18 protein-coding genes are annotated in these 22,475 nt (G+C 41.3%); 7 read left to right on the top strand and 11 right to left on the bottom strand.

Annotation, left to right across the window (positions count from 1 at the left end):
• Positions 1-46: 46 nt before the first annotated feature.
• A complete protein-coding gene (gene sfnG / locus FTU34_RS09395) occupies positions 47-1,153 on the bottom strand; it encodes a dimethylsulfone monooxygenase SfnG (protein ID WP_180035442.1) in 1,107 nt (368 codons plus the stop codon).
• Between the two features lie 39 nt (positions 1,154-1,192).
• Positions 1,193-1,924 carry an FMN reductase gene (gene msuE, locus FTU34_RS09390; protein ID WP_078190544.1) on the bottom strand — a complete coding sequence of 244 codons (732 nt, stop codon included), beginning with the start codon at positions 1,922-1,924 and terminating at the stop codon, positions 1,193-1,195.
• Between the two features lie 374 nt (positions 1,925-2,298).
• On the opposite strand from msuE, the gene FTU34_RS09385 reads away from it, so the two are divergent.
• On the top strand, positions 2,299-2,949 hold the full coding sequence (locus FTU34_RS09385; protein WP_078190543.1) for a response regulator transcription factor: 651 nt from the start codon (positions 2,299-2,301) through the stop codon (positions 2,947-2,949).
• Between the two features lie 167 nt (positions 2,950-3,116).
• Here FTU34_RS09385 and FTU34_RS09380 read toward each other — a convergent pair whose 3' ends face one another.
• Together FTU34_RS09380 and FTU34_RS09375 are read right to left on the bottom strand one after the other, a co-directional pair.
• The gene (locus FTU34_RS09380) at positions 3,117-3,866 is read right to left on the bottom strand and encodes a hypothetical protein (protein WP_218950063.1); all 750 of its coding nucleotides are present in this window, start codon (positions 3,864-3,866) and stop codon (positions 3,117-3,119) included.
• A 447-nt stretch (positions 3,867-4,313) separates the two neighbouring features.
• Complete coding sequence (locus tag FTU34_RS09375) at positions 4,314-7,802, bottom strand: PAS domain-containing hybrid sensor histidine kinase/response regulator (protein WP_078190541.1); 3,489 nt, start codon at positions 7,800-7,802, stop codon at positions 4,314-4,316.
• Positions 7,803-7,983: 181 nt separating this feature from the next.
• Between FTU34_RS09375 and FTU34_RS09370 the strand changes: the two genes are divergently transcribed.
• Together FTU34_RS09370 and FTU34_RS09365 are read left to right on the top strand one after the other, a co-directional pair.
• Complete coding sequence (locus FTU34_RS09370; protein ID WP_078193192.1) at positions 7,984-8,316, top strand: DUF485 domain-containing protein; 333 nt, start codon at positions 7,984-7,986, stop codon at positions 8,314-8,316.
• 1 nt (position 8,317) lies between these two features.
• Positions 8,318-10,033, top strand: coding sequence for a cation acetate symporter (locus FTU34_RS09365; RefSeq protein ID WP_180035444.1), 1,716 nt, complete (start codon positions 8,318-8,320; stop codon positions 10,031-10,033).
• A gap of 88 nt (positions 10,034-10,121) precedes the next feature.
• Here FTU34_RS09365 and FTU34_RS09360 read toward each other — a convergent pair whose 3' ends face one another.
• Positions 10,122-10,496 carry a hypothetical protein gene (locus tag FTU34_RS09360; RefSeq protein WP_180035445.1) on the bottom strand — a complete coding sequence of 125 codons (375 nt, stop codon included), beginning with the start codon at positions 10,494-10,496 and terminating at the stop codon, positions 10,122-10,124.
• A gap of 251 nt (positions 10,497-10,747) precedes the next feature.
• Between FTU34_RS09360 and FTU34_RS09355 the strand changes: the two genes are divergently transcribed.
• A complete protein-coding gene (locus FTU34_RS09355) occupies positions 10,748-11,443 on the top strand; it encodes an ion channel (protein ID WP_180035446.1) in 696 nt (231 codons plus the stop codon).
• 58 nt (positions 11,444-11,501) lie between these two features.
• Here FTU34_RS09355 and omp33-36 read toward each other — a convergent pair whose 3' ends face one another.
• Positions 11,502-12,398 (bottom strand): porin Omp33-36, encoded by an 897-nt coding sequence (gene omp33-36 / locus FTU34_RS09350; RefSeq protein WP_180035447.1) that lies wholly within the window; start codon positions 12,396-12,398, stop codon positions 11,502-11,504.
• Between the two features lie 1,096 nt (positions 12,399-13,494).
• On the opposite strand from omp33-36, the gene FTU34_RS09345 reads away from it, so the two are divergent.
• Positions 13,495-15,201 carry a diguanylate cyclase gene (locus FTU34_RS09345; protein WP_180035448.1) on the top strand — a complete coding sequence of 569 codons (1,707 nt, stop codon included), beginning with the start codon at positions 13,495-13,497 and terminating at the stop codon, positions 15,199-15,201.
• 41 nt (positions 15,202-15,242) lie between these two features.
• On the opposite strand, the gene FTU34_RS09340 is transcribed toward FTU34_RS09345, so the two are convergent.
• Positions 15,243-16,052: a toxin-antitoxin system YwqK family antitoxin gene (locus FTU34_RS09340; RefSeq protein WP_078193186.1), complete on the bottom strand. Its 810-nt coding sequence runs from the start codon at positions 16,050-16,052 to the stop codon at positions 15,243-15,245.
• A 194-nt stretch (positions 16,053-16,246) separates the two neighbouring features.
• Between FTU34_RS09340 and blaOXA the strand changes: the two genes are divergently transcribed.
• Complete coding sequence (gene blaOXA, locus FTU34_RS09335) at positions 16,247-17,098, top strand: class D beta-lactamase (protein WP_373686492.1); 852 nt, start codon at positions 16,247-16,249, stop codon at positions 17,096-17,098.
• Between the two features lie 177 nt (positions 17,099-17,275).
• Here the strand turns inward: blaOXA and FTU34_RS09330 are convergent, their stop codons facing one another.
• The 4 genes from FTU34_RS09330 to uvrA all read right to left on the bottom strand — a co-directional run bounded on the left by FTU34_RS09330 (position 17,276) and on the right by uvrA (position 21,910).
• Positions 17,276-17,884 (bottom strand): DUF4326 domain-containing protein, encoded by a 609-nt coding sequence (locus tag FTU34_RS09330; RefSeq protein ID WP_180035449.1) that lies wholly within the window; start codon positions 17,882-17,884, stop codon positions 17,276-17,278.
• Positions 17,885-17,886: 2 nt separating this feature from the next.
• Positions 17,887-18,330 (bottom strand): DUF488 family protein, encoded by a 444-nt coding sequence (locus tag FTU34_RS09325; protein WP_180035450.1) that lies wholly within the window; start codon positions 18,328-18,330, stop codon positions 17,887-17,889.
• A gap of 10 nt (positions 18,331-18,340) precedes the next feature.
• Complete coding sequence (locus FTU34_RS09320; protein WP_180035451.1) at positions 18,341-18,985, bottom strand: hypothetical protein; 645 nt, start codon at positions 18,983-18,985, stop codon at positions 18,341-18,343.
• A gap of 93 nt (positions 18,986-19,078) precedes the next feature.
• The gene (gene uvrA / locus FTU34_RS09315) at positions 19,079-21,910 is read right to left on the bottom strand and encodes an excinuclease ABC subunit UvrA (protein WP_078193183.1); all 2,832 of its coding nucleotides are present in this window, start codon (positions 21,908-21,910) and stop codon (positions 19,079-19,081) included.
• A gap of 179 nt (positions 21,911-22,089) precedes the next feature.
• Here uvrA and FTU34_RS09310 point away from each other — a divergent pair, with 179 nt between their 5' ends.
• Positions 22,090-22,473 carry a hypothetical protein gene (locus tag FTU34_RS09310; RefSeq protein ID WP_180035452.1) on the top strand — a complete coding sequence of 128 codons (384 nt, stop codon included), beginning with the start codon at positions 22,090-22,092 and terminating at the stop codon, positions 22,471-22,473.
• Positions 22,474-22,475 lie beyond the last annotated feature (2 nt).

Below are 22,475 nucleotides of genomic sequence, written 5' to 3'. Positions count from 1 at the left end.
GTTGTGATTATTATGCTGATTACATGAGCTGTGACTGCATCAACAATTATGCTGATTTAGCCTGCACAACTTGCTGCTGTTGAGCTTCCAGTTCACGAACCAGTGGCAACACTTTTTCGCCAAAGTATTCCACTTCTTCAATGAAGTGGAGAAAACCTGAGAGAACCAAATCGACACCTACACTTTTGAGTTCCACAATGCGTTCGGCAATTTGTTGTGGTGTGCCAATCAGATTGGTTTTAAAGCCGTCGTTGTATTGAACCAAATCTTCAAAAGTAGATTTTGCCCAGTTACCTTCGCCTTCTTTTGTGGATGCACCTGCTTCACGAGTTGCATCGCCAAAGGCATTGACCGCTTCAGTATTGGCATTGTCGATAATAGCTTGAAGCACCGCTTGGGCTTCTTCCTCAGTATCTCGGGCAATGATGAAGGCATTCACCCCGATTTTGACCTGATGGTTATTGGCCTTGGCTTTTTCACGAATATCATCGATCTGCTTTTTCAACTCAGCAGGGGTATTGCCGTTGGTGAAGTACCAATCGGAAACACGTGATGCCATGTCACGTGCTGCACGTGAACTGCCACCTTGGAAGATTTCAATATGCGGTTTTTGCACCGGTTTCGGAGATAGAGTGTAGTCTTTAAATTGATAGTATTTACCATCAAAACTAAAGTTATCCTGCGTCCAAACGCCTTTTAGGCTACGAATGAATTCTTCAGAACGCGCATAGCGTTGATCATGCTCGGGCCATTCTTCTCCAATCGCATCAAACTCACCACGGAACCAACCACTCACGACATTAATCGCAATACGGCCATTGGTGAGATGATCGATGGTCGCCAATTGTTTCGCAGCCAGAGCTGGTTTCCAAGGGCCGGGTAAAATCGCTGCAATGACTTTGAGCTTTTCGGTTTTGGCTAAAATACCATGACTGAAACTAACCGATTCATGTTGATTTTCGGCGTTATAGCCTGCGGTAAAACGAATTTGAGTCAGCGCATAATCAAAGCCGCTTTTTTCTGCAGCTTGTGCCAAACGCACGTTATAGTCATAGCTCCAATCGGTACGCTGTTCAATATTACTGACCACCAAACCACCACTGACGTTTGGTACCCAATACGCAAATGTAATCTTTTTTTCTTGTACTGACATTTTGCAAACCCTCGGGATCGAATTGTTATGCTGTGGTGTTTAGGCCACTTGCGTTTTTGGCTTTTTACTATGCAGTCGAGCTTCAGCGGCATCCAAACTTGGAACAGCTGCAGAAGGAAGGACTTCTTCTTGCTCGATTTGCTTATTAATGCCCAAGTTTTGGTTGGCTTGTTGAGACTTGGCTTTCACCACTTCAGCACGCTGACCTTTGGCTGGAGCCCATTCCAAAATCGGCAGTGCACGTGCTACTGCTAAAGTAATGCGGTCACGGAGTAATTCACTATGAATGGTGTATTCAGGGGTGAAATCACGATCTGTTGCATAGACCCCTATCGGCAATGTTTGAGCTTGGAAGAAACTGAACAATGGACGCAGTTGATGTTCAAGCACTAAGGCATGGCGTTCAGAACCACCTGAAGCTGCAAGCAAGACAGGTACATCCACCAATGCAGTTTGTTCGACAAAGTCAAAGAAGTGTTTAAACAGGCCTGTAAATGAAGCACGGTAAACTGGCGTTCCAACAATCAGTGCATCAGCAGCTTCAACGGCAGCAAGGTCATCTTGTACACGTTGTGGCAATTGGTTACGGTAAATCGCGCCACCTAATAAATTGCCAATTTCACTAAACTTAATAAAATGCACATTGATTGGAGTTGCATCACCGAGTTCATCAACAATGGCTTGCACCAAAGCTTCAGTTTTAGATGGATTGTTTAGACCACCTGACACAGCAACAATATTCAGGGGTTTTTGTAGATTAACTTGAGACATTTTTTAAACCTAAAAGTGTGGTTTCTCGGAATGCCTTTTATTAATCCCGATGGGTGGATCACTGTAAAATAACGAAAATCAGAAAAGTTATCTGATTTTTAGATATGTTGGAAAAACCACAAGATTCGTGAAATTTCAAATTTTAAACTGTTGATATTTCAACATATAATGCTTAGATATAAGCATTTTTACTGTGTTGATAAAATTTATATGAAAATATGATTAGATTTAAAGATTTATAGAAAATGCAAAAAAAGACGCATTTTAAGTGAAAATCTACATTTTAAATGCAAAAAAATAAGTTCTTGCATATCCTTCACATAGCATGTGTGGTTAGAATAGGGGCATTGTGCACAAGATCTCTCACGTTGCTTATGAATATTTTAATCGTTGATGATCACCCGCTGTTTCGTCATGCTTTAATTCAGGCGGTTCGTTATAGTTTGCCTCAGGCGCAAATTCATGAGACTGCAGCAGTCAATGAATGCTATGAACGTCTTGAAAATGGCCCTGAGCCTGATCTTGTGTTATTGGATTTAAACTTGCCGGGTGCTTCAGGCTTTTCTGCTTTGGTGCATATTCGCGCACAATATCCATCGATTCCAATCATTGTGGTCTCTGCGCATGAAGAAGCGTCGATTATCCAACGTGCAATTGCACATGGTGCGATGGGTTATATTCCAAAATCTGCACATCCAAGCCACATTGGTGAAGCGATTCGTCAAGTCTTAGAAGGCGAGATTTGGTTACCACCAAATTTACCTGCCAACATGAACTTTGACCCACGTGCTGCAGATGAAACAGCATTGGCAGAACGTATTCAGTCTTTAACACCGCAACAATTCCGTGTGTTAATGATGGTGGCAGAAGGTTTGTTGAATAAGCAAATTGCCTATGAGTTGGATGTGTCTGAAGCAACTATTAAAGCGCATGTAACGGCAATTTTCCGTAAGTTGGGCGTACAAAACCGAACCCAAGCTGTATTGGCAATTAATGCATTGAATATTGAAGAAAAGAAAATCTAAGGATTTTTTCCATAAAAAAGACCTCCAAGATGGAGGTCTTTTTTTTCTGTTTAAGCACTAATGCTGGCGCTAGATCATTTCGTTGTAAATGCTGTTAGGCCTTTACATGTGGTTTAAAAGCAATAGAGCAATGCAACTTAACAATGACTTAAACAAACCACTTCAACTTAAGCAATATAGTCTTGCTTAGGCGTCAGATCGGTACAGTACAAAGGGTTGAGCGCACATTGCAATTCATCAATTTGTTCATCGGTCACATAGCCGCGTGCTTTGAGATAATCCGCGACACGGTCATCACGTAAACTCAGGAAAGCCGCATCATAAACGCCCAAATCCACAAATAGGGCTGCAGTCTCTAAACTGTTAAAACGGTCCAGATAGACATCATTGTCATACATCAGGAAGATATGGTCTTGCTTGGAGTTGGCATCGACATTTAAACGTTGAGCCAATTCAAATGGTGCTGTTTTAATAAACAGTAAATCGGATAATTCATCAAACTGTGTTTTATCCAGCTGGTTTTTGTCGGTTTTGACTTTACCGAGCCACGCTTTAAATACCAAGACCGCACCACCACGCAGTAGCATGCTCCATATCTGATGACGGGTGTCCAAACCTAAGCAATTGGATTCTGCTTCTAAATTTTGCAGCAGTAGATCTTCTTGTTCTGCCAGTCGATCGAATAAGCCAAGACCTTGGGGTTTGTAGGCATTTGGTGCAAAGACATCAAAATTCAGTTCGTCAAATACTTGTAACGCGAGAGGAACGGCACTGCGATAGAGCGTTTCTAGCGCTTCGACATGCACATCACTTAATTTGCTGAACTTAAATAGCTGACGCCAATCGATCTCTGGCAAAATGGCATTGGCACCATACTGACGATGAAACTGTAGATTTTGATCAAAACCATGCGGCATTGTTTCTGAAATATTCACAAGATCACTCCTAATATGCGGGGGAGATCAGCTTCTCAAGTGTTGAGTTATGACGCTTCTTGAATTGGCTTGAAACTGATCAACTTCTTATGAATATTTTTAAAACGAACGGCGGCAGCTAAATATAAGACTAAAGTTTTAGTTTTTATTTTTGCTTATAAAAATCTGATTAAAATCAAATATATTTTTAATTGTAACTAAGTGTACAAGTGTTCACTCATGCATTCGATATCTTTTGCCATAGGCAATCAAAATTTGATATTTATGGCTAATAAATAGACGAAATATCGGGGTGATTTTGAATGATCTTGCCGCTGAGACAAATTTTTTTGCCAGTTAGGTAAGTTTAAGTAAAAGTAAGGTAAACAAAAGCCCATTTCATGTGAATGAAATGGGCTACTTTTCACAGAGCGATGTCCTGTAACAGCGCTACTGATTTGAAATCTTCAAACCAGATAACCATGAACGGAGTGAAGCCGGTTTCAACGGTTTTTTCAGTAAGACGATGTTTAACTCTTTTAGACGTTGCGGTAGTTCAGGATCAGAATCTGCGGTAATCAGCGCCACAGGGACATTTTCCTGACGGTTATCTAAAATAAAGTCGAGACCGATCTTGTTGTTATTCAAATGTTGGTCAACCAACCAAACTTGAATATTCTCTTGTTGAATCAACTCCATGGCCTGTTCAGGTTCAGTGGCTTTAAAGACTTGATAGCCCCATTTGGTCAGTAAGGTCGACATCCCTTCCAAAATGGTTTCATCATTGTCTAAGCACAGAATCTTATAGGCTTTGGTTTTCAGAGGAACCGCTTGGGTCGGTGCAGCGACCACTTTTGGCGCAGCGACCACCGGCACTTCAATCATAAAGCACGAACCATGACCAAGTTCTGAGAACACATGCACAGGATAGTCGAGTAGGCTGGTCATCCTTTGCACGATGGCTAAACCTAAGCCCAGACCCTGTTCGCCCCATGGAGAGGTGTGTCCACAGCGTTCGAACTCTTGGAACAACTTAATGCGCTGTTCTTCCGCGATCCCAGGACCTGTATCCCAAACGCCAATACGAATATGCCCCGGACGTGCTGAACGCAGTACACCTACCACAACACGACCACGCGCTGTATAGCGTAGGGCATTACTGACGAAGTTTTGGATAATACGACGAATCCACTGTGGGTCCGTGTCAATCCAGAACTGAGCATCGTGTACGGTCAGTTTGATATTACGCTGTGCTGCAATCGATTTAAATTGCAGTTCAAGATCACTGAGTAAGTCATGTAGTGGATAAGGCTGACGTTTCGGCTGAATGGTTCCACCTTCGAGTCGTGCAATGTCCAAGAGGGCAGAGAGCATACTTTCCGCACCATGCAATGCACGATCTAGTTGCTGAAGCGTTTTACGATCATCATCATTTTGTACGCTTTGCTCGAGGGCTGTACTAAACAGACGCGCAGCATGCATCGGTTGCAATAAGTCATGGCTTGCAGCAGCGATAAAGCGGCTTTTCGACATATTGGCTTTATCGGCTTGCTCACGTGCCAATTGTTGTTCAGACAGGGCATCTGCCAACTGTTGGGTACGGTCTTGTACACGCCCTTCAAGCAAGGCTTCATTTTCACGGAATGCGGTAATATCGGCAAAGGTTGTCACGAAACCGCCGCCTTCGATCGGATTACCACGCATCTGAATTACACGGCCATCTTTACGAATCCGTTCAAATTCGTGTGCGCTGCCGACTTGCATCCAATGCATGCGTTTACGCACATGTTCCTCGACTGAACCGGGACCACATTCGCCGCGTTCAGCGTTATAACGAATCAAGTCTGAAATTGGGCAACCGACGTAGACAATGTCTTTTGGATAATCAAACAGTTTGAGGTATTGATTGTTCCATGCCACCAAACACATATTTTCATCAACCACGGACACACCTTGAGTCATATGGTCGATCATGGTCATGATCAGGTTTTGGTTAAAGCGCTGCCACTGTGAGGCTTGGTCAAGAATATTGGCGACCTGACCGAGTGCTAAACCATTATTGACCATGGCTGTGGTGAGTAAGGTACGGGCAGATGCCGCACCGATGGTGCCTGCAAGATACTGTTCGGTAAAACGCCACCACATGCCGTTGGCGCTGCTATTTTCATTTAAAACGACATTGTTTTGTGCGCAGAACTGGTTGAAGGCACGCATGGTTGGACCTTCACCGGTAATGCGTTTTGCCAAGGTAATCAAATCACCTACTTTTAGACGCGCCACATCATGGTGAATATAGCTGATGTCGTTTGATGTACTTTGAGCAGGGAGCGGCTTGGTTTCATAATAAAAGAAACTTTCGGCCTGAATTTGCTCGGCAACACTTGGACGGAAGACGCGGGAAATCCAAATATAGAGGGTGATATTTAAACCGAGCGCCCAAACTACGCCATGGGTAAGTGGATCGAAAGATTCAAACCCTAACAGTGCTTCAGGACGTAACCAACTCAAGCCTAGCGGACCCTGACTTAAAAGATTTTCGGTAAATGTTTTAAATTGTTCAGGTAAGCTACGCAATACGGTTGGTAATAACAGGGTATAAGCCCACATGCCAAAACCGACCAACAGACCCGCATATACACCTTGCTTGCTTCCGCCACGCCAATACAAACCACCAATTAGCGCCGGTGCAAACTGAGCCACAGCACTGAAGGCCAATAGGCCAAATACCGATAATTGGTCAATGTCATTGAAGAAATGGAAGAACAAGAAGCCCAATAACATGACCGCTAAAATACACACACGACGTGTGAATTTCAGTACGAGTGGTAGGCGTTTGTCATGGCGTGATAATAAACGTGTACGCCACAGTGCAGGCATGATCAAGTCATTACTGAGCATAATCGACAAGGCCACTGACGACACCAACAGCATACCTGTCGAAGCTGAAAACCCGCCGAGAAATGCAAGTAAGGTCAACCAGTCTTGGTTATAACTTAAAGGCAGTGAGAGCACGGCAACATCGGGTATTGCCAAGTAAGCCGGTGCTGCATGCAGCGCCCAACTGGCAATCGGGATGATCGCGATAATGGTTAAAATCAGATAAATGGCGAACCAACGACGAGCACCACGGATATGCTTTTCATCACGTAGTTCAACTACCGCGACATGGAACTGACGTGGCAGACAAATAATCGCTAAAGCAGCCAATAATGTTTGAATCCAAAAGCTTTCTGGCACACCTTTGAGCTGGACATCTTTAAAGGTAGTGTTGATGTCATGGCTGATTTGCGCCATGTTTTCAGGTGATTCAAAAACAAAGAAAAATGCGACTGCAAGTAGTGCAAACAGCTTGACGAAAGACTCAAATGCCACAGCCAACATTAAGCCGCCGTGCTGTTCAGTATTGGCAATCTGTCGTGTCCCAAACATCATCGCCAAAATCGCCAATACACCGGTCAAAAACAGCACACTATTGGTGGTACCTGTCAGACCAGCGGTCGGTTCTAAAATGACTGTTGCACTTAGGGCAATCGCACGTAGCTGCAAGGCTAAATAGGGAATAATGGCAATTACGGCAAGGATCGTGACCAGTGAAGCTAAGGGGCCACTTTTACCATATCGTGCTGCTACAAAGTCGGCAATCGATGAAATGGCATGATGCTGACGGACACGCCCTAAACGTCGCCAAATATCATAGCCGAGCGCAACAAATAGCAGCGGTCCCAGATATATTGGTAGGAAAATAATGCCTTCACGAACGGCGGCACCCGTTGCGCCATAAAATGTCCAAGATGAACAATACACCCCTAAAGTTAGACTAAAGAGAAGCATTCTGCCGCGAGTACTGAGCCTGCTGGCATGCTTTTCACCAAAGAATGCACATACAAAGAGTAATGCGATGTAAAGGGCCAATACCCCGACGATAAGCCAACTATTCATAGAGCCTGCAGCATATTAATTCTCGCTTAATGATAACGCATCCATAGGCTTAGGGAGGTTATTGCTCAAAATTTAACGACCAAAGTCTAAATTACAAGAGATAAGGAACATTGGTAAGTTTAGCTTCGAAATAATTCGAATTAGAAAATTGCGCGCCAAGGTTCGGCGTAAGGAGAATATTATGGATGAGAGACAGGTAGAACAAATTCTACAGAATCCAAAATTTAAGGAAATGGTCAGCCGTAAAAGTAAGTTGAGCTGGACTTTGACGATCATCATGTTGGTGGTCTATGTCGGCTTTATGCTCCTTGTGGGCTATAACAAAGAGTTCTTGATGCAATCCGTGAGTGGTGGTGTGACCACGATTGGTATGCCATTAGGTCTAAGCATTATCGTATTGTCATTCTTACTGTGTGGTGTTTATTCGTATATTGCAAACAACAAGTTGGATGCATTAAACGCAGAAGCAATGCGTGAAGTAGAAGCAATTACTCAAGAAAAAGGACCGCACTAAGATGAAATGGAATTCATTGAAAGCAACAGTATTAGCGGCTCCTGCTCTGCTCATGTCAAGCATGGCAATGGCTGGGCCAGATTTAGGTGAAGCACAGCAACAAGCAACCAACTGGCATGCGATTATCATGTTCGCAATTTTTGTTGGCTTGACTTTGTTTATTACCAAATGGGCAGCGAAACAAACCACCAACACAGCTGACTTCTATACTGCCGGTGGTGGTATTTCGGGTTTCCAAAATGGTTTAGCGATTGCCGGTGACTATATGTCAGCAGCATCGTTCCTCGGTATTTCCGCAATGGTATTCAGTTCAGGCTTTGACGGCTTGCTGTATTCATTGGGCTTTATGGTGGGTTGGCCAATCGTATTGTTCTTGGTGGCTGAGCGTCTGCGTAACTTAGGTAAGTTCAACTTATCTGACGTGGTGTCATTCCGTCTAGCTGAGAAACCTGTCCGTACCCTTGCAGCAGTAAGCTCACTTGTGGTTGTAGCGTTCTACCTGATTGCACAGATGGTGGGTGCAGGTCAATTGATTAAACTACTATTCGGTTTGAACTACAACATTGCGGTTGTGATCGTTGGTCTACTGATGATGGCTTATGTAATCTTCGGTGGTATGTTGGCAACAACTTGGGTACAGATCATTAAAGCAGTGATGCTACTTTCTGGCGCAAGCTTCATGGCATTCATGGTCATGAAAGGCGTGGGCTTCAGCTTCTCTGAAATGTTCACTCAATCGATCCAAGTTTTCTCTAAAGTACATGACGTATCTTTAGCTGAAGCTGCAAACATTATGGGTCCAGGTAAACTTGCAGCCAACCCAATTGATGCGATCTCTCTAGGTCTTGCATTGATGTTCGGTACAGCAGGTCTTCCACACATTTTGATGCGTTTCTTTACTGTAAAAGATGCAAAAGAAGCACGTAAATCAGTAGTTGTTGCTACAGGTTTTATTGGTTACTTCTACCTATTAACTTTCATCATCGGTTTTGGTGCGATCCTTTATGTATCGAACAACCCACAATTTCTTGATGTAGCGAAAATGGCGGTAACTGGCAAGTTAGAACTTGTTGGTGGTAACAACATGGCAGCGGTTCACTTGTCTGATGCATTGGGCGGTGACTTGTTCATGGGCTTTATTTCAGCGGTAGCATTCGCAACGATTCTTGCAGTAGTTGCAGGTCTAACATTGTCTGGTGCTTCAGCAATTTCACATGACTTGTATGCAAACGTATTCAAGAAAGGTCAAACTACACCTGAATCTGAACTTCGTATGTCTAAAATCGCGACTTTAGGTCTTGCGATCTTCGCAATGATTTTAGGTATCTTGTTCGAGAAACAAAACGTTGCATTCATGGTCGGTCTTGCATTCTCTGTAGCAGCGTGTGCAAACTTCCCAGTGCTTGTATTGTCGATGTTCTGGAAAGGTTTAACGACGCGTGGTGCGGTGATTGGTGGTGTGGTTGGTCTAGCAACTGCCGTGATTCTAATTGTATTGTCTAAAGCAGTTTGGGTAGATACATTCGCAATCTCTGAAACACCAATTAACCCATTCAATGGTCCTGCTATCTTTGCAATGCCATTGGCATTCATCTGCTGCTGGTTGTTCTCTGTAACTGATAATTCAGCACAAGCACAAGCTGAGCGTAAAGCATTCGATGCACAGTATGTACGTTCACAAACTGGTATTGGTATCTCTGGTGCTTCAGATCACTAATCTGAATCGCCTAAAAAGCCCCTAATAAGGGGCTTTTTTTATATTTAGTGAATGATATGACGCAGAGGTTTGTAGACAAATCTCTGTCCTATTTGCGTGTATAATTTTCTCCATTGATCGACATTTTCCAATGGCCTTGATCATCTTGATAAGGCGAGCGCTGAATGGTGAATTGTTGAGAGAAATTATCCTGACCGATGCTAAAGCTCTGATCACCAAAACTGCTCAAATGGGCTTTTATTCGCGACTGTTCAGCACCACTGAAGCTTTGGTTGGCAATACTTTTTTCAGTATGTTCTTGATGGTAATACGTCACTTCGCCCGACGATTTGATCACTAATTCACTGTGGTTGTTTTGCCAAGTCCCCACATAATTTTCATGGCCTTTGAGGAGCGGACTGTTTTGTGTACAGGCAGAGAGCATGAGCAGACAGAGGGGTGCAAATACGAAATGTTTTTTCATAATGAAATCTACCACGTAGGAGATTCCTTTGAATATGTGCCTGAAAACTGAAACTTACAGTAGGTTTTTTGAACCTCTTTGGTAATAAGAAACCCAGCTAGAACAGTGCTCATATGGATGCTTTTTTAGATTAAGATCAACAAATTTTTGCATTAAAAAAAACTCACTTCGTGCTAATTTAAAATCAATCAGTTGATGATGCTTCAGATCGATCATTTCAGCGCATGAAAAAAATATAGAGATTGAAAATAATGCAAGGTTTTGTAGATTTTTGGAAAAGCTTTAGACTTTTACCCTCAGCATGGCTGTTACTGGTGCAGTTTCTGATCTTGGTTTTAACCGCGATTACCCGAGAAAGTCTGTCTTTTCGTGCGCTGATTTGGGTACTTGGGGTGTCGGTACTATTGATCATTGCCAAAGTGATTCGCCAAACTCCAATGTTTACGATTCTAGGACTGAGTTTTGTTGGCTGCGCCGTATTGTTTTCTACTTTGATTATGCTCGGTGTAAATCATCCCAATATTCAAATTATTGCGCATGGTTTTGAAGCATGCGCATATTTTAGTGCAGCCTATGGCTTATTGCGCTATATGTTTGCCGATCGCTATTTAACCAAAGATGAACTTTTTGCAGCAGGGGCAGTATTTACCCTCATCGCATGGGGTTTTGCTTTTCTCTATAGTATTTGTCAGCTGATTTATCAGGATAGTTTTGTGAATCCTGCAGAGCCGGGTATGCAGTCGTGGTTAGATTTATTATTTTTAAGTTTTAGTTTGCAGTCTGCCACGGGTTTGTCAGATCTCATGCCAGTGAGCGCGCCTGCACGGGTGTTGGCTATGCTTCAAATGTTTTGTGGAGTGATGTATTTGGCTCTCATCGTTTCTCGCTTAATTGCTTTGCAATATATTGCCCATTTACCGGAACGCCATGAGCCTAAAGACAAATAATGACAGAATAAAAAAGGACGCAAATGCGTCCTTTTTGGTATTCAGTATCTAATATGAATTAGAAACGGAATTTAGCATTTACGCCAACAGTTTGAGTGTCGCCGATAAAGCTTGTTTCAGTCGCTTTAGCTGCTTCATAGTTAGCATTTACATAGCTAGCACCAACTGCAACAGCAGGAGTGATAAAGTAGTTTACGTTCGCGCCCCAAGCTGAGTCTGGAGTACCAGCAAAGCTAGATTCAGCGTAAGAAGCACCAACGCTTAATTTAGGAGTTACGAAAAGATCAGTTTTGAATTGGTAAGCAGTGTCATCACCGTAGATGATGCCTGATTCGAAACCAATTGCCATGTTAGTGTCGTCGATTGCGCCAACATATTTAGCACGTGCAGTGATTGCGTCTTGGTCTTGGCCAATAGTTGTAGCTTCAGCAACAGCTTTAGCAACACCGTTACCCATAACGTTGAACGCGTCAACAGCAGCTTGGTCAGCAACGCTAGTGTAACCAACAGCAACTAAGAAGTTTTGAGTTGGAAGTGCACCAACTTCTAAAGCATAACGGTCGCCATTGTTGTCAGCGAATTTTTGGTTTTTGCTGTCAAGAATAGTGTGGCTGTAAGACGCGCTTGCATATACAGGAACAACTTTAGTTGGAACATAAGCTTCAGCTTTAGCACCGAAGTTATGAGCAATTACGTCAGTACCTTCTGAACCAACTTCACCGTAGTTGTAAGCAACAGATACGTTAGAAGCTTGGTTTAAGAATGCAGCTTCTGCTAAAGGACCTTTTGTAGAGTCAACATTTTTGAAGTAGTAAGTACCTTGAACACCACCAATGAAATCTTTGTCATTTGCAGTTGTGTCGATGTATTCTGCTTGGCCTTGAACTTCAAATTGGTAAGCTTGAGCACCGGTCATGGCTAATAATAAAGCAGTGGCTAAACCGAGTTTTTTCATGATTTTCTACCAGTTGTTACAAATGGATTAAACATTGAGCATTGTATTGTAACAATATATTAAGTCAATGATCCTAAAGGTTATTATTCAGTCTCTGACTCAGATCTTTATTTCATAATAAGAAATTCAGTTTTTACTCTAACTAATAAGTCACTGAAAAAAAATCATTGAGAACAATTAAGTAAGTTTGATTAAATTCTTAATTAAAAAAATACACTTGAAAAAATACACAACTTTTCAATCTAAAATAACAATTATTATTGTTATTTTAATTCAAAATAACATTTATTGTAGTGGGTAAATTCTAACGCTTTTCACGCATTTGAGGTAATAAATCAGGACTTTGACTGCTGAATTGTTGGGCTAAAACCACTTATTTGCATATTAAATAGACATTTTTGTTTTAAGTTTGAGGGATATGTCACTTAAATATGTGTCTTTGTGATATTTTTAATATCCTAGTGAAATACTTGGCTTTACATCAGGTTTTATTTGATTCATAATTTGCCAATCGAGTCGTCACACGGTTTAAAAGTGTGACTTTGACCCTGATTCTCCATTATTGTTTTTTATTCGCCCAGCTTTCCCCAAGGTTGGGCTTTTTTTTATTCAAAAATGCAACTTTATATTAAAGATAAAATATAGAGCAAATATCTTGTAGAAATAAATGCACTTTTATGGTGCGTTAATAATTCTATTTATCTTTCAATTAAAGTGATATAGACAAAAAAAATCCTGATTTTCAAGGAAAATCAGGATTTTTTAGCCAAAATTTTCGGGAAACTAAAATATTCTGCTGAGGAAGAAATCTAGTGTGCCCTAATACGGTGCATTCTGCACCAATTTATTGCAATTGTAAATATTTATTTAAACAAGTTAATAAAATATATTTCGCTTTGAAATATGCTGCTGTTTTTTAGCAAATTATTTCGTTCTAAAGTGATAAAAATGTGACAGATTAAGCACATTTATATAGAATTTAGAGCTATAAATGTTCACTTTACAAATTAATAAATTATTGGTCATTAATTTAAATATTCCCGCGTTTAGTTGAGAAGTGGGTTGGGGTATGCAACAAGTGTGGGGCATAAAATAGATGGAAACATTACGAACAGAGCATATTAGTAAGCGCTTGCAACTTGCGATGCTAGTAATCGTCTTGTCTATCGTATTTATCAGTGTTCCATTGATTGTGAGCAGCAATCAAAACTACCTCAAAAGTGCCGAAGCGCTGAAAGAAATTCAGATGCTGAAAATGGTGGCAGATTTAACCAACCAAATTTCCCGTGAACGTGCGCCAGCTAACAGTGCAATGTCGAGTCAAGGTGAACAGCGCGAGCAAAAAATTATTGAGTTGGCTGAATATCGTCAAGGCGTTGATCGGCAATATCAAGATACACTGAAAGTTTTAAAAGAAACGGGCTTTGCACCGATCGCCCAGCAGTTAGAGTCCAATTTATATCCATATTTGTTGCAGGGTCGCAAAACGGTCGATCAATATATTGCGCTGCCGACACAACAGCGTGAAGCTAAAAAATTGGATCATGCCATTTTGGCGATGTTCCAAGCTTGGGATCAAAGCTATATTGCCATGCAGAAATTGGTCAATCATTCACATGGTAAAGATACCCGTGTATCGAATTATTACACGCTGATTTTATTACTGGCAGAATTACGTGATCAGGCGGGAAGAGTCGCATCAAATATTATGGCTGCGGTATCATTTCAACAGGAAATTCCAGAGCAAAATTTAGCGCGGAGTTTACAAACCCAGCGTCAAACACGCTATCTATGGGAATTGATCAATGTCGTGCAGTCTGAACATGACAAAACTCCCGAGTTTAAACAGTTACATCATGCGGTAAGGACGGAATTTTTAGATAAAGGTTTGCCAATTATTGATGGTTTGACTCAAAAAAGTCTTCAACATCAGCGTTATCACATGGATGGCACCCAGCTCACTGATGCAATGGTCAACAAATTTGTCACAGTGGTGGAATTGCAAAGTTATATTTTAGATTACAGTCTCAAAGTAGCTGCGGATGAACAACGTGAAGCGCGAAATAAATTGATCTTTACGCTTTTTGTCTCACTCGTGTCATTACTGACTGCATTATTAACGATGTTCTATACCAAGAAATGGGTGTTTGAACCTTTAATTCGTGCTCGTAATCAGTTATTTAAACTGGCTCGGCACCGACAAATGGATCAAGGCGTGATTGAACCTGCCAAAGTAGGTTATCTCAGTTTATTTGACGCCATTCAGCATATTGAAAACATGCTGGAACAGCGTGATGCCTTTGAATTTCAGCTTAAACATATTGCCAATACTGACTCACTCACCAATGTCGCCAATCGTTTTGCCTTAGATGAATATATTAAATTTCGCGACAGCCAAAATTCAGGCTTTTTACATACAGCACTGATCGTGATTGATATTGATCACTTTAAACAGGTGAATGATCGCTATGGGCATATTGTCGGCGATTTGGTGATTCAACATGTTGCCAATCAATTACGAAAACATATTCGTTCATCCGACTTGGTGGTGCGATATGGAGGAGATGAGTTTTTAGTCCTGATCGAGGGGATTAATATGCTCAAAGCCCAACACATTGCCGAAACTATACGGCACGATATTCAGAATGTGAATTTTAATTTGGCAAAGGACGAAGCCGATCTCATTGTGACGGTGAGTATTGGTGTGGCAGTGGGGGCTGAAAACTGGATCGATTTATTAGAGCGAGCAGACCAAGCATTGTTTAAAGCCAAAGCTGCGGGGCGTGATCGTGTTTCAGTCTAAACGCAGCTTGGCAGATTCATAAAGTTAGCCAGACAAATGAATTAATCTTCATCTTTATATAATTTATTGCAGGCTTGTTGGTTCATTTGACTGCCGTCTTCATTCCAACACTGGGCTTGGGTAATTTTGCCTAAATCGTACTGAAGCACCGCTTCAGGTTGCCCATCGTCATACCAAATTTTATAACTGTTATGACGAACGCCATTACGATAATAACCTTGGCGTTCTAGTTTGCCGTTTTCAAACCACATTTTCAGCTCGCCAATCAGTTTATTGTTTTGAAAATTGGCATAGGTCCATGGTTTACCATCCCTATACCAGCGTTGGCGCAGGCCATTTTCGATACCATTTTTATAATTTTGAGAAAAAGCCAGTTGCCCATTCGGATGCCAAATTTTGTAATCCCCCTGAGATTCACCATTGATGATGCTACTTTCTTGCTCTTTTATCCCATTGGCAAACCAAAACTCGAGTTTGCCTTCGTACTCCCCATTTTTATAGGCAATGCGGCTACGGGATTTGCCGTTGGGGAAGAAACTTTCAAATACGCCTGAGCCTTGAATACCATCTGGAAAGTGAATGAGATGTTCACACTCACCATTTTTAATTTTGCTGTTGCTCAGAAAGATGGTGGTTAGGGCATTGCCATTGGCATAGACATATTGATTTTCATAGATCCCTTTGTGTGAAGTCGGGGTACTGAGGGCTTTACATTGCGGCTTATCTTTCCATGGGCTAAGATCGGGGTCTTCTTGTGAGACAAACAGCACCATGTATTCGTTTAGATAGCCATCGGCAAAGCTATATATTGGACATAATAAGAGGCTGAAACTTAAGATAAATTTATTCATTGTTAGTATGCTTTTATATTTAAAAAATTATTCGTTGTTGAGTCCACGATAGGCGTCATCATAAGGATGTTTTGTTTAAAAATAAATAGTGGATGCGCTAAGTTTGCAACAGATAGAAGACTGTTGAAAAGTAAACAATTCAGGTTTGAACTTCATCTTATACTATGGACTTTAAACACCATAAAAATAGTGCAATGAAAAAAATATATCTATCGTTGATGACGGTCTTGAGTTTGACTGCATGTACAGCTAATGAAGGCATGTTGGATTCATCTCAACACTTAAAACAAACCACTCAAGCCAATTTAGAAAATTCAAGGGTGAGTGAGATTCCGTCTTTATTTAATCAAGCACAGACACAGGCGGTATTTGTCACATGTGATGGTCAGCGTTTAAGTCATTATGGCAATGACTTACAGCGCGCCCACACTGAATACATTCCTGCATCTACCTTTAAAATGTTAAATGCTTTAATTGGTTTGCAGCATCAGAAGGCGACAGCCAATGAAGTTTTTAAATGGAAAGGTGAAAAACGTGCTTTCCCCTCATGGGAAAAAGACCTGACTTTGGGTGAAGCGATGCAAGCATCTGCAGTTCCTGTATATCAGGAACTGGCAAGGCGAATAGGCTTGGCGTTAATGCAACAAGAAGTCAAACGGGTCGGTTTTGGCAATGCCAATATTGGCAAACAGGTGGATAATTTTTGGTTGGTCGGGCCGTTAAAGATTACACCTGAACAAGAAGCTCAATTTGCGTATCAGCTTGCGACAGAGAAATTACCGTTTGATGTCGCGGTACAAAAGCAAGTCAAAGACATGCTTTATATTGAAAGCCGTGGGGATGCGAAGTTATATGCCAAGAGTGGTTGGGGTATGGATGTAGAGCCGCAAGTTGGGTGGTATACCGGTTGGGTAGATGATGGTCATGGCAAGATCACGGCGTTTAGTTTGAATTTGCAGATGGCTGCAGGGGATGATGTGGCGGAGCGTAAGCAGTTGACGTTGGATGTGTTGGATAAGTTGGGTGTGTTTCATTATTTGCGCTAACTTTTTGAATTTTGAATTTTGAATTTTGAATTTTGAATTTTGAATTTGAACGTCCTCGCTTTGCATTGGGGGGTGAGTTTCCATTGTGTAGGAGATTCCTATTTTTGAAAGCACAGAAGTAAGCAAAATGCTTTTGTTTGGTTGAAGGTGCGTCCGTTTGCCGGCCATATACTGCATTTATTTTTCATCATCTAATGAATTTAAGTATCTGGCAATGATGTCACCATGACAATCATGAGGTTTACAAAAGCATCCTAAACGCTTACCAGCAAGATTTTGAGCATCAATTTTTTTTGCCTTCATTAGAATATCTTTGTGAAAATCATATTCAAATTTGGAAATAACATCTTCACGGCTTTCTTGTTCTGCTCCATTCATTGCATATGGGTTTCCCCAAATTGAGCCACGGCCAATATATTCATACTCATCAGATTTTTTTATTTTTTGAAATTCAGGGTGATGATGTATGTTAATTACTCGAGTAATTTTTATTTTAATAACCCTTAAGGGAGTTTCATTCTTTTGGAAAAATAAAGTTTCATTTGGAAATATCTCACCATCATCAAAAATGACAACATGTGTATATTCAAGTGACTCCCAATTTTCCACTATATTGATTTTTTCACAATTTGGATTTGCACTTGAAAATTTGGTTAAAAAATTATTAGGATCATAAGCACTACAAAGCTCAAAATTTTCAAAAGAGCTTGTAATTCTTGATATTTTACGTTCAAATTTTGAATAGCTAAGAAATTCTTTAGGCAAAAAGACTAAGATATTGGTCATAATTAATATAAGTGTTTAATTATATTTAGAGTAGTCTGTGTTTGGGCAAGATAATCTAAAACAAGTCGACGATGGCATTGGTGTGGAAGATGCTCACTACAGAGTAGACAATTATCATTAAAGTCATTAAGGGAAAAGTACTTTTCAATATTTCGGTTAGCCATAAGTGTCATAAATTTATCTTCATACTTCTCCCAAGATATTTCACCCTTTTTATAAGGTTTTAAAATTTCATCTACAGGAGCTAAATCTGGAACATGCTGATAATCACATTCACAAATTTCTTTTAAAAAATAAATTAAATCATCACGTTTTGCAAAGCCTGCTAGTTGCGATACATTATTTAGGCGAACATCAATAACTTTTTGTACTTTATTGTCATTAATAAGTTGAAAAAAGGATTGGGCTTTTTTCTGAGTAAAGCCGATGGTATAGATATTGCTCATTACAAAGTCCTTAGATAAATATAGAAGCAACTAGTTTATAGCATCGGTTATCATATGGGGATGGTTCTCCCAGACTTATACATAGAATAGCACTCTGATACTGATTATTTAGTTGGATATGATCATCAAATGTTAAGCATGTTACAGCTAGGTCGTAATGTGTCTCTTTGTAAGTAAAAGAAGCACGTCGTCGAATCTTATCATTGAACTGTTTTGTGTACAGGTTCAAATTTTTCACTTGAACTAGATATAACGAGGCTAAAATTTGCTGTGAACATCCAAGTTGTTTGTTTTGATATTCTACAGAATCATTTTTTCCCCATAAATCGTTAGGATTATCTAAATAGTAATGAATGTCGTGTTTCTCTATTTTGTATTTATCAATCCACGAATCATTGGATATAATGAAATTCTCAGGTTGATGATTGTGCAATGGAGCATACTCTAAAAAGGTAATTTCTGCTCTTTGAAGTAGCTTTAATTGCCATTTTTTTTGGGTTTTAGTGTTTAATACAGTCGTTTTTTCAAGTCTAATTGCATCTCCATTCTGATTGGAAACGGGGCGGATCCATTCTTTAGTTCGATAACATTTTCCTGCTACACATCTTTGGCCATGTTTTAACGATGTTGCAAAAACAACAATTTCTCTTTTCATTTCTATTAAATAATAATGAGTTAGTTGTGTTTTACTCCCTTACTAGTTGTTAGTCAAAAAAGTGACTAACAACTTTAGTCGTATTTTAGTTTGTTATTTCAACATCGGCTTTAAAAACTTCGCTGTATGCGATACTTTATTCTTAGCCACTTGCTCTGGTGTACCTTCAGCAATAATCATACCGCCACCCGCACCACCTTCAGGGCCTAAGTCCACAATCCAATCGGCAGTTTTAATCACATCCAAGTTATGCTCAATCACCACGATGGTATTGCCCTTATTACGTAGCTCATGCAGGATGTCGAGCAATTTAGCAATATCATGGAAGTGTAGACCTGTCGTCGGTTCATCAAGCACGTACAAGGTTTTACCTGTATCACGTTTTGCCAACTCACGAGCCAATTTCACACGCTGCGCTTCACCACCTGAAAGTGTGGTTGCAGACTGACCCAAACGGATATAGCCCAAGCCAACTTGGTTCAAGGTTTCCAAACGACGGTGAATCACAGGAATAGCGTCAAAGAAATGCATTGCATCTTCAACCGTCATTTCTAACACATCAGAAATGTTACGACCTTTATAGCCAACTTCTAAAGTTTCACGGTTATAGCGCTTACCATGGCAGGCATCACAAGGTACGTACATATCAGGTAAGAAATGCATTGCGACTTTAATCATGCCGTCACCTTCGCAGGCTTCACAGCGACCACCTTTCACGTTAAATGAGAAACGACCTGCCGCATAACCACGTGCTTTGGCTTCAGGAGTTTGCGCAAAAAGTTCACGAATAGGGGTAAACAAACCGGTATACGTTGCAGGGTTTGAACGTGGTGTACGACCAATTGGGCTTTGGTCAATATCGACGACTTTATCGAGGAACTGTAAGCCGTCAATCGAGTCAAATTTTTCCGCAGTCAGTGTGGTTGCACCGTTCAATTGAGTTGCTGCAAGTGGTAACAAAGTACGGTTAATCAGGGTCGATTTACCTGAACCCGACACACCCGTTACACAGGTCATTACCCCTAAAGGAATGGTCAGGTCGACATTTTTTAGGTTATGACCCGCAGCGCCCATTAACTTGATTTGTTCTTCAGGTTTTGGCGGTTGTGTTCGTGTTTTCGGCACATCAATACTGAGTTTTCCTGATAGATATTGACCGGTTAATGAATCTGGATTTGCCAAAATTTCGTCATACGTCCCTTCGGCAATCACATGACCACCGTGCACACCGGCACCCGGCCCAATATCAATAATATGATCCGCAGCACGAATTGCATCTTCATCATGCTCAACGACGAGCACGGTATTACCAAGGTCACGTAGGCGAACTAAGGTTTCAAGCAAGCGGTCATTATCACGCTGATGTAGACCAATAGACGGTTCATCGAGGACATACATCACGCCCATGAGGCCCGCACCAATTTGTGAAGCCAGACGGATACGCTGTGCTTCACCACCCGACAGTGTTTCTGCCGAACGCGATAAACTTAAATAATTCAAACCCACAGAGACTAGGAAGTGCAAACGTTCACGGATTTCTTTGAAAATCTTGTCGGCAATTTCGCCTTTGGCACCGCTTAAGTTGAGGTCTTGATAATAGCTTTCAGCATCGCCAATCGACATCTTGGTGATTTGCGCGATGGTTTTATCTTTAACTCGAACATGACGTGAAATTTCATTGAGACGTGAGCCACCGCAAGCATCACATGCGGCATTGGATAAATACTGTGCTAAATCCTCACGCACGTAGTTTGATTCGGTTTCACGGTAACGACGCTCTAGGTGCGGTAAAATCCCTTCAAAGGCTTGCACACGTTTGTGCGAACGACCACGCTCATCAATATAGCTGAGGTCAACTTTTTCCTTGCCTGTACCATAAAGGAATTTCTTTTTGGTGTCGGCATCGAGTTCATTCCACGGTGTGTCTAAAGAATAACCAAAATGATCTGCCACTTTTTGGATCATGCTGTAGTAATACGGACGTTGACGGTCCCAACCACGGATTGCCCCTTGGCTAATCGAAACTTCATTATTGGGAATCAGTTTGTCAGCACTAAAATGGCTGCGTGTGCCTAAACCATCACAAACAGGGCATGCACCGAATGGATTGTTGAAGGAAAATAGACGCGGTTCGAGTTCACCGACGGCACGTTCACATTCAGGGCAGGAGTGTTTCGCAGAGAAGACACGGTCTTCTTGTTCGCCTTTCATCCACGACAAAATGGCAATATCACCGCCCATGCGTAGTGCAGTTTCAAAACTTTCTGCAATCCGGTTACCGAGGTCATCACGAACTTTAAAACGGTCAACAACGACTTCGATGGTGTGCTTTTTCTTTTTGTCTAATTCGGGTGGAGTATCAATATCAATGACTTCACCGTCGACACGCGCACGGACAAAACCTTGACCTTGTAATTGTTCAAATAAGTTGGTGTATTCGCCCTTACGGTCACGGACCACAGGGGCAAGCAACATAAGCGCTGTGCCTTCTTCTAGACCTTTGACGGTATCAACCATTTCAGACACAGTCTGAGCCACCATCGGGAGGTCATGTTCAGGACAATACGGCGTGCCGACACGGGCATAGAGTAGACGTAAATAGTCGTAAATTTCGGTGATTGTTCCCACTGTTGAGCGTGGGTTGTGGCTCGTTGATTTTTGTTCGATGGCAATCGCAGGACTCAAGCCTTCAATCGAGTCAACTTCGGGCTTTTCCATTTGCGAAAGGAATTGGCGTGCATAGGCAGATAAGGACTCAACATAGCGACGTTGACCTTCAGCATACAAGGTATCAAAAGCCAAAGAGGACTTCCCTGAACCAGAAAGACCCGTAATGACCACAAACTTGTCGCGTGGAATATCGAGTGACACATTTTTTAAGTTATGGGTACGTGCGCCTCGAATACGGATATGGCTTTGGCTCATGCAAGGGGTCCTAAAATATTCATCGAAAAACCTATATATGATAGCGCATGAAAAATGTTCAAGTGTAATTTAAACCTAGATTTATGCGTGACTTTGTGAGAAAAATGGCCGAATCAAAATATAGCTGTCTGTGCCGATGCCCTAAAACATCCGCAAATCAGCAATCTAGGACTTTTAACATGAAATGGCAACTTCATCTCAATCCAACATTAGGTGTGATGGGTTTATTGATGTGTAGTGTGTTTTTGAGTGCATGTACCCCGAACCACACACCGAAAGCGCAAAAATATGACAGCTTAGAACAAGCAACTTTGGCGCTGAATACCGAAAGTGAAAAAATTGATCTATATATTGCGAAATTAGGTCAAGCCAAAACAGAAGCTGAAAAAAAGCATCTGGCTTGCGAAAAAATTCCTCAACAGTTTGATTTGGTTTTGGCAATTGTTGAAAACAATCAACATTTGATGAGTGCTGAAGATTTAAAAGTTCAAGCGCAGTTTAAGCACATGGCTGAGCAACAAAAGGCGCGCTTTACATCTAGCCTGTGGTGTAAAGGTGCATAAAT

Source organism: Acinetobacter sp. YH12094 (assembly GCF_013419295.1).
GTDB lineage: Bacteria > Pseudomonadota > Gammaproteobacteria > Pseudomonadales > Moraxellaceae > Acinetobacter > Acinetobacter amyesii.
This window is presented reverse-complemented; position numbering and strand designations above follow the sequence as displayed.

What these genes read in the sequence shown, in the direction of transcription:
- sfnG (WP_180035442.1), bottom strand. Translation starts at nt 1,153, where the DNA reads ATGTCAGTACAAGAAAAAAAGATTACATTTGCGTATTGGGTACCAAAC.
- msuE (WP_078190544.1), bottom strand. Translation starts at nt 1,924, where the DNA reads ATGTCTCAAGTTAATCTACAAAAACCCCTGAATATTGTTGCTGTGTCA.
- FTU34_RS09385 (WP_078190543.1), top strand. Translation starts at nt 2,299, where the DNA reads ATGAATATTTTAATCGTTGATGATCACCCGCTGTTTCGTCATGCTTTA.
- FTU34_RS09380 (WP_218950063.1), bottom strand. Translation starts at nt 3,866, where the DNA reads ATGCCGCATGGTTTTGATCAAAATCTACAGTTTCATCGTCAGTATGGT.
- FTU34_RS09375 (WP_078190541.1), bottom strand. Translation starts at nt 7,802, where the DNA reads ATGAATAGTTGGCTTATCGTCGGGGTATTGGCCCTTTACATCGCATTA.
- FTU34_RS09370 (WP_078193192.1), top strand. Translation starts at nt 7,984, where the DNA reads ATGGATGAGAGACAGGTAGAACAAATTCTACAGAATCCAAAATTTAAG.
- FTU34_RS09365 (WP_180035444.1), top strand. Translation starts at nt 8,318, where the DNA reads ATGAAATGGAATTCATTGAAAGCAACAGTATTAGCGGCTCCTGCTCTG.
- FTU34_RS09360 (WP_180035445.1), bottom strand. Translation starts at nt 10,496, where the DNA reads ATGAAAAAACATTTCGTATTTGCACCCCTCTGTCTGCTCATGCTCTCT.
- FTU34_RS09355 (WP_180035446.1), top strand. Translation starts at nt 10,748, where the DNA reads ATGCAAGGTTTTGTAGATTTTTGGAAAAGCTTTAGACTTTTACCCTCA.
- omp33-36 (WP_180035447.1), bottom strand. Translation starts at nt 12,398, where the DNA reads ATGAAAAAACTCGGTTTAGCCACTGCTTTATTATTAGCCATGACCGGT.
- FTU34_RS09345 (WP_180035448.1), top strand. Translation starts at nt 13,495, where the DNA reads ATGGAAACATTACGAACAGAGCATATTAGTAAGCGCTTGCAACTTGCG.
- FTU34_RS09340 (WP_078193186.1), bottom strand. Translation starts at nt 16,052, where the DNA reads ATGAATAAATTTATCTTAAGTTTCAGCCTCTTATTATGTCCAATATAT.
- blaOXA (WP_373686492.1), top strand. Translation starts at nt 16,247, where the DNA reads ATGAAAAAAATATATCTATCGTTGATGACGGTCTTGAGTTTGACTGCA.
- FTU34_RS09330 (WP_180035449.1), bottom strand. Translation starts at nt 17,884, where the DNA reads ATGACCAATATCTTAGTCTTTTTGCCTAAAGAATTTCTTAGCTATTCA.
- FTU34_RS09325 (WP_180035450.1), bottom strand. Translation starts at nt 18,330, where the DNA reads ATGAGCAATATCTATACCATCGGCTTTACTCAGAAAAAAGCCCAATCC.
- FTU34_RS09320 (WP_180035451.1), bottom strand. Translation starts at nt 18,985, where the DNA reads ATGAAAAGAGAAATTGTTGTTTTTGCAACATCGTTAAAACATGGCCAA.
- uvrA (WP_078193183.1), bottom strand. Translation starts at nt 21,910, where the DNA reads ATGAGCCAAAGCCATATCCGTATTCGAGGCGCACGTACCCATAACTTA.
- FTU34_RS09310 (WP_180035452.1), top strand. Translation starts at nt 22,090, where the DNA reads ATGAAATGGCAACTTCATCTCAATCCAACATTAGGTGTGATGGGTTTA.